Origin of the sequence: Bacillus sp. PPSBB_2 (genome assembly GCF_045291115.1) — a bacterium.
Taxonomy (GTDB): Bacteria; Bacillota; Bacilli; order Bacillales; family Bacillaceae_G; genus Bacillus_A; species Bacillus_A cereus.
This window is the reverse complement of the sequence record NZ_CP147983.1, coordinates 5187252-5194237: the sequence shown is the minus strand read 5'-3', so window position 1 is coordinate 5194237 and position 6986 is coordinate 5187252. Positions and strand designations below refer to the sequence as shown.

The window sequence follows — 6986 nt, the reverse complement described above, 5'->3', positions numbered from 1 at the left end:
GTCTAGTGGTAATAAGTCAAGAGTAAAACAAGACTGATTTTTTCTAGGTGCGATTTTTTCAGCATACGGAAATAGACCCGACCAAAAATGAAATTTTTTCGGGCCGTTTCCAAGATTGCGTCAATAACAAAGTGTTATTTTTCTATCACGCTCCTTGGTGGCGTGTAGAGTTGATGGTTACGTAGTAGCGTATCCACCAGACGCACAAATTTTCTTGCGGTTAAGACGATGGCTCTTTTGTGTTGATGTTTGGGTGTTTCTTTGTATTTCTTTTGATAAAATGCTTGATATTCAGGCAAATATCTTCTTACTGAATTGGCAGCCTCAACTAAGTAATAGCGAAGATAACGATTGCCTTGTTTGGTTAAGGGCGTATTTTCAGACTGATAATTTCCAGATTGCTTGATTTTCCAGCTTAATCCGGCATATTTAGCTAGTTTCGTTTGGTCTTCAAATCGTTGGATTTGTCCGATCTCAGCTAGTAATCCAGCAGCATACACTTTTCCAACACCAGGAATACTCGTCAAGCATTGGTATTCTGGTAGGACCATTACGAGCTGTTCAATTGCCTTATCAAGGTCTTTGATACTGGCTTCGAGTGCACGAATTTCGCGAGCAAGAATACTCAGGATAATATTGATGGATTCTTGAGCGACTTCTCCTAAACGATAAGACATAGTAATGGCTCGTTGAATCGTTTTCGCTAATCCTTCTGGATTTTTAAACCGGCCGTTACCTTTTTCTTGAAGCAAAGAGGCGAAATCTGTTAAAGGCATTTGAGCTAATTCTTCTAACCCATAATCTTCTGTCATTAAAGCGATTAAGGTAGCTCCAAATACAGAAGAAGGAGTTTCGCTATTCTTTAACTCACGCGTGAGCGTGTTGCATTTGTAAGTTAAATTTTCGAGAAAATGTTGTTTCGTTTCTACAAGTTGTCCAATTAATTGGTAACGTGTGCGAGTTAAACGTTGAAGAGCCATATATTTCTCTTCTTTAATGGGAGACGTAGTGAATCTTTGGATTCTTAAAAAGTCAGCGATTCGCATCGCATCATTTTTATCTGTTTTATCTTCATCAAATATTCGACTGAATTGCTTGATGCGAAAAGGATTTTCGATGGTAACGACGGTATTTATACGCTTTAATTCTCGATCCTCATTAAAAAATGTAGCAGGATGAAAGCTGTACATAGAAGTTGACTCCATGCCTATGACGATTTGAGAAAACGAGTACACATTTTGAAATTCTAAAATTTTTTGTTTAATTTGATGAGCGCCTTTCACGTCATTTCCGAGACTCGCTTCAAGAAGAATTGTCAATTGGTTATCGTCTGATAAAAAGCACACATCTAGTTTCTCAGAGCTGACATCTAATCCGACAAATAAGTTCATTTGGAAGGACCTCCTTTCATTGGTTATTTGGAATATGCTTCGATACTATGGGATTTCCCAGAAGCTCATTGCGTAACCACAACCTCGCCTACGAGAATACAATGACAACTTTTGGGGGCTACCTTTTGAACTACTATCCAAAAGCCCAATCAGTTATCGAAACAGCTAGTGTGTTGGTAGTGATAGCAATGGCTCGGGTAACAGACTTTTTATCGTAGACAGAGCTACAGGGGAAATGAGCAAATTCCCGATGGATCCTTTCCATACATCCATTGTATCTGGGAAATTCAATAATATCGAAACAAATTCCGTAAGGAATCTTGTTATCTATTTTTTTAAAAATCAGGGTAATTAGAAAGCAGAAATACTGATCTAAACTATATTCTACGAGGGGATGAGAACAATGGAGGAGCAAATCTTCAATTCTATGATTCAACAAGGTGCATTCGCAGCGTTATTCGTGTGGATGCTTTTTACGACGCAAAAAAAGAATGAACAGCGTGAAGAACAATATCAAAAGGTCATTGAAAAGAATCAGGACGTTATCACAAAACAAGCAGAAGCTTTTGGGGATTTATCAAAAGATGTTTCTGAAATTAAACAAAAAATCTTAGGAAGTGGAGATGTTCAATAATGGAAATCCAAAAAAAATTAGTTGACCTAAGTAAATATGGTATAAAGTGTCCGTATACAATGAATCCTGAATTCATCACGGTTCATAACACTTACAACGATGCTTCAGCGGAAAATGAAATCGCGTATATGATTCGAAATAATAATGAGGTGTCATTCCACATCGCAGTAGATGATAAGGAAGCGATACAAGGAATTCCTTTAGAGCGTAACGCTTGGCATTGTGGTGATGGTGGAGGTAACGGAAATCGTAAATCTATCGGGGTGGAGATTTGCTACTCTTTAAGTGGTGGAGATAGATATTATAAGGCGGAAAATAATGCGGCTATCGTTGTAGCTCAACTCATGAAACAGTTCAATATTCCAATTAGTAAAGTTCGTACACACCAATCCTGGAGCGGTAAGTATTGTCCACATCGTATGTTGGATGAAGGGCGATGGAATTCTTTCATAGAAAGGGTGCAAAACGCATATAATGGCGGTGGAAATACAGCTCCATCCACACAACCGTCTAACAATGGTGTAGGTGTCGTTACCATTACAGCGGATGTATTACGCGTTCGTACGGGGCCAGGAACGAATTACGACATTGTGAAAAAGGTGTACCAAGGAGAACGTTATCAATCATGGGGCATTCAAAATGGCTGGTACAACGTTGGTGGAGACCAATGGGTATCAGGGGAGTATGTGCGGTTTGAGGGGTAGGATGGAACGGTTTTGAAGAGTATGCATAGTATGCAATTACCAAAGGGTTTTATATATGCGTAAAATAGGGCAGACAAAAAAGCATTCCTTGTGAGAGGGGAGTGCTTTTTTAACATTATAAAGATATACATCTCTTATTTGGTTTGTCAGTAGTATTATATGTAACGACAGGAATGAATATGAACAATAAAAATAATGACTATGTGTAGATGGAGTAAGGTGGGGAACCAAAAGAGGCTCCTCTTGTTAATATAAGGAGACCTCTTCTAGGGGATATCAGTTATTTGTAAAGCTTATTATATGATATGCAATAGTTACAATATATTATAACAGTAAAAATAAAAAACCAGTGCACTCTTGACTGAGGAGTACGCTGGTTTCGTGGTTTCTCTTGAACCATTAGATATATATGTGAAAAAATCATATTGTATTACTAAAAAATAAAAAAGAACACTCCAATATAAGGAATGCACTTTATGTAGAGTAGTATAAGGTTCTAATGGGAGAAAACTGTTATTAGTTTAGCTATATGCATGCTAGGTACTTAATATTTCTTAAAAATAGAAAAAAGACACTTTCTCCCAGTTGAAAGTGTCTTTTTCCATGAGGAGTATTCTCCGATGACATTCTTACTATATGCGTGTGAAAATAATGTATGAATACAAAATAAAAAGACGCTTTCTCTAGGAAAGCGTCCGGTTTATATAAATTTCTCTCGGTGTTAGTTTTAGTATATGTAATAAAAGCGAGCGATATAACGAAATATTGACGATAGAGTATATTTTTATTACATTCTTTAATCTAAAATTGTATGTAAAGAAAAGAGCGGTTTCCTTTAGTGGGGACGGCTTTTTTGTTGGTGGGATTACATATTGTGAAAAAGGGTAAAACTATTGAAATGGAGGTGTTAAAATGTCTTTTTTTACAATTGTTCTCTTATTTATAACGTGTATTTCTGTTATTAATTGGGTATTGTTACGAAGGAAAAAAGAGCATGACTTTTTGAATTTATTACATTTAGCAAATAATGATGTAGATTTTAAAAAAACTGTAGCTATGGGGCTGTATTATCGATTCATGAAACAGACAGAAGAAGTAAAAGTATCTAATGTATTTATTCGGGAAGATCCAATAGCATTTGAACATTTTGTTGGAGACGTATTTGAAAGGTACTATGGAGGATCGGTTTACGTAACGAGGGGGTCAAATGATTACGGTGTTGATTTCGAACATAAGTTAAATGACGAATTATATATTGGACAAGTGAAATGTTATAATTCGGACATGCCTTTTAATGCTATCGCATTAGTTCATTCAAATATGGTAAAAGAAGACGCGAAGGGCGGATACGTAGTAACAACTGGGAGTTACACGGTAAATGCCCAGCGTTATGCTGAAGGATTAAATATCCAACTAATCGATGGGCCAAAACTTGCTGAGATGTACATAGAAGTGTTGCAAAATGAAAGAAATCCTGTTTACAAATTAGACCCTGTTAATAATTAATTAGCAGGGTCATTTTTTTGTACTTCATATAAATCGTCAACTCTACAATTAAAGATACAAGCTAATTGATATAAACGATGAACATTTGGAAAAGAAGTTCCAGTTATGTAGTTGTTGAGTTGTTTTACGGTTATTCCTAGTTTATTCGCTATAAAATCTTTTCGATATCCACTTTTTTCTACCCAATCTCCAATTTTACTTTTAAGTTTTATCTCCATATTTTATCACCTGCAAATTATTTCAACACACATAAAAAAATACCTCTATTCTAATTTATTTTCTATATTAAAGAAAAATAATTTCTTAATATGGGTAATAATCCTTCTTCTAAGTCATATTCCTATATTAAGACCATGAGGAATATCAAGTGGAAGCAAGGGAATCTAGAGGGGAGAGAGCGCGTATGCGTTGGCAATATTCACATTTAAACGAAACGCCTTATCTATATCCATCGAAGGAATTGAGAAATATGTATAGGGGTTCTAATGGTAAGAAAGAAACGAATGCGATAGTGAACCATATGGAAAGACATGAAGTATTTAATAATCTTGAATATAAAGGCTATTACCGTTTATCAAGCGAAATTATCGAGGCTCTATATGAAGAGGGAGACGAAGTGTTGGAATGGGAGGATGTTATTAACGATTATCAACCAATAATGAATTCAAAGAAGGGTCTACAGCTAAAAAGAAAAGGGGGATTCAGATGACACTTGTAGGGGAAGTGGTAATTATTTGGACGGCAACAGGCTTATCTGTTGTTGCGATGAAGGTGGCTGAAAAAATGGGGAAGAGTGTTCCACATTGGCTTCCACGTATAACCTTGTACACGACGCTTACGGGCTCGTTCTTATATCTTCTACGTTATATTCTCGTTATGTTTCTATGAAGGAATACGATGTGGAAGAGAGGGACAATAGACCACACAAGCAAAAATGCTCGTCCTGTTATCTTCCAAAAAAATGCAACTATATCCTTATAGGATATATAAGGAGTGTTCATCTATGCTTGAATTATTGTTAATACCCGTTGCTTCATTTGGATATGCTTTGGTAAGTAATAAGTTCAAACGTAAAGATGATGATAAGCGCAAGATACAAGTATTCTTTGAAGTGTTTGGAATCGCAATCAAAAGAGAAGATAAGCTATATTATCCAAAATTTCAAAAGCAAAAAGATGATGATCGCAGCACAACGTATATTTATACTTTACCTGTTGGAATGCCGAGTAAAATCATTCAGAAGGTAGAAGATGTTGTTTCTGAAGGACTAAATAAACCCATTCGAATCCAGTATGATAATTATAAGTTGCACATTCGAGTATTCCATAAAAAAATACCTACGAGATGGGAATGGTCAACGGATTTAATTCAAGAGCGCAAATGGTGTGTACCAATCGGGCAAAGTTTAGAAGAGTTAATTTGTCATGACTTTGATAAAACACCGCACATGACTTTAGGTGGACTAACGAGGATGGGAAAAACGGTGTTTTTAAAGAATGTATTCACTTCACTTACTGTAGCTCATCCAGAGCATGTTCACTTTTACATTATTGATTTAAAGGGAGGATTGGAGTTTGGACCTTACACGAACGTAAAACAGGTAGAATCTATTGCAGAAAAGCCAATTGAGGCCTTTCAAGTATTGAGTATGATTTTAAAAAGGATGGAAGAAAAAATGCTTTTTATGAAAGGACACCATTATACCAATGTGGTAGAAACAAATATAAAAGAACGCTATTTTATTATCGTGGATGAAGGCGCAGAACTTTGTCCTGATAAAAGTATGAATAGAGAACAACAAAAGTTATTAGGAGCTTGCCAACAAATGCTATCTCATATAGCGCGTATAGGTGGAGCATTAGGGTTTAGACTAATTTTCTGTACACAGTATCCAACTGGGGATACGTTACCACGCCAAGTGAAACAGAATTCAGATGCGAAGCTAGGCTTCAGGTTGCCAACAGCAACAGCTTCACAAGTAGTTATAGATGAACCAGGGCTTGAAACCATACACAGCATTCCAGGGCGCGCGATTTTCAAGACCGATCGATTGACTGAAGTTCAAGTCCCATATATTTCGAATGAAAAGATGTGGGATGTACTAAAACAATATGAGGTGAAGAAAGATGAACATCCAGACACATATCAAAATCAACAGACAAATGATGATTCTGACCTCGATTAGAAAGCTGAAATTTGCTACACGTAGGCATTTAATGGCTATACATGATTTAGGTGGTATAAGAAATGCAAACCGCATATTAAAGGATTTAAGCTCATTTGTGAATAATACAGTGTATAAAAAAGAACATGTATATTACCTAAATAAAAATGGTAGGGAGCTATTTGATGATAATGAGAAAGTTATACCCAATAGTCGGTTAGCGCATAGTCTTATGAGAAATGAAGCATGGCTTTATTTGTTTTGTCCCGATGACTGGCAAATAGAAGCACCCATCCGTTATAAAGTAAATGACCGAAAGAAAACGATTATTTCTGATGTGAAATTCCGGGATGACGACGGGATATTAAACGCTGTAGAAATTGATCGTAAACAGACGATGAATATAAACGCTGAAAAAATGAATCGGTATGGTGAATTCACTGTGTATTATAAAAACAAATATAACGGGAAAGTCCCTATTATTCACTTTTTTACTCTCACATCATACAGGCAAAGGACGTTAGAACAATTCGCTGTGCAACAAGGTATATATGCAAAAGTACATGTTATACCTGAAGTGTAAATGG

General features: G+C 36.1%; 9 protein-coding genes. 7 read left to right on the top strand and 2 right to left on the bottom strand.

Features of this window, described 5'->3' with window-relative positions:
* Positions 1 to 134 precede the first annotated feature (134 nt).
* Entirely contained in the window at positions 135 to 1391 is a 1257-nt protein-coding gene (locus V6946_RS26390; RefSeq protein ID WP_256426878.1) for an IS110 family transposase, read from the bottom strand.
* A gap of 403 nt (positions 1392 to 1794) precedes the next feature.
* On the opposite strand from V6946_RS26390, the gene V6946_RS26385 reads away from it, so the two are divergent.
* From V6946_RS26385 to V6946_RS26375, 3 genes are all read left to right on the top strand, one after another.
* The gene (locus V6946_RS26385; protein ID WP_000392441.1) at positions 1795 to 2025 is read left to right on the top strand and encodes a BhlA/UviB family holin-like peptide; all 231 of its coding nucleotides are present in this window, start codon (positions 1795 to 1797) and stop codon (positions 2023 to 2025) included.
* Entirely contained in the window at positions 2025 to 2729 is a 705-nt protein-coding gene (locus tag V6946_RS26380) for an N-acetylmuramoyl-L-alanine amidase (RefSeq protein WP_366981841.1), read from the top strand. The genes V6946_RS26385 and V6946_RS26380 overlap by 1 nt, the downstream gene beginning before the upstream one ends.
* A gap of 912 nt (positions 2730 to 3641) precedes the next feature.
* Entirely contained in the window at positions 3642 to 4235 is a 594-nt protein-coding gene (locus V6946_RS26375; RefSeq protein WP_366981842.1) for a restriction endonuclease, read from the top strand.
* Here V6946_RS26375 and V6946_RS26370 read toward each other — a convergent pair.
* Complete coding sequence (locus V6946_RS26370; RefSeq protein ID WP_000403528.1) at positions 4232 to 4453, bottom strand: helix-turn-helix transcriptional regulator; 222 nt, start codon at positions 4451 to 4453, stop codon at positions 4232 to 4234. The genes V6946_RS26375 and V6946_RS26370 overlap by 4 nt on opposite strands.
* Positions 4454 to 4638: 185 nt before the next feature.
* Between V6946_RS26370 and V6946_RS26365 the strand changes: the two genes are divergently transcribed.
* The 4 genes from V6946_RS26365 (at position 4639) to V6946_RS26350 (ending at position 6982) form a co-directional block, all read left to right on the top strand.
* The gene (locus V6946_RS26365) at positions 4639 to 4944 is read left to right on the top strand and encodes a hypothetical protein (protein ID WP_366981843.1); all 306 of its coding nucleotides are present in this window, start codon (positions 4639 to 4641) and stop codon (positions 4942 to 4944) included.
* On the top strand, positions 4941 to 5123 hold the full coding sequence (locus V6946_RS26360) for a hypothetical protein (protein WP_256425090.1): 183 nt from the start codon (positions 4941 to 4943) through the stop codon (positions 5121 to 5123). The genes V6946_RS26365 and V6946_RS26360 overlap by 4 nt, the downstream gene beginning before the upstream one ends.
* Before the next feature lie 115 nt (positions 5124 to 5238).
* Complete coding sequence (locus V6946_RS26355; protein ID WP_366981845.1) at positions 5239 to 6420, top strand: FtsK/SpoIIIE domain-containing protein; 1182 nt, start codon at positions 5239 to 5241, stop codon at positions 6418 to 6420.
* A complete protein-coding gene (locus V6946_RS26350) occupies positions 6362 to 6982 on the top strand; it encodes a replication-relaxation family protein (RefSeq protein WP_256425089.1) in 621 nt (206 codons plus the stop codon). The genes V6946_RS26355 and V6946_RS26350 overlap by 59 nt, the downstream gene beginning before the upstream one ends.
* Positions 6983 to 6986 lie beyond the last annotated feature (4 nt).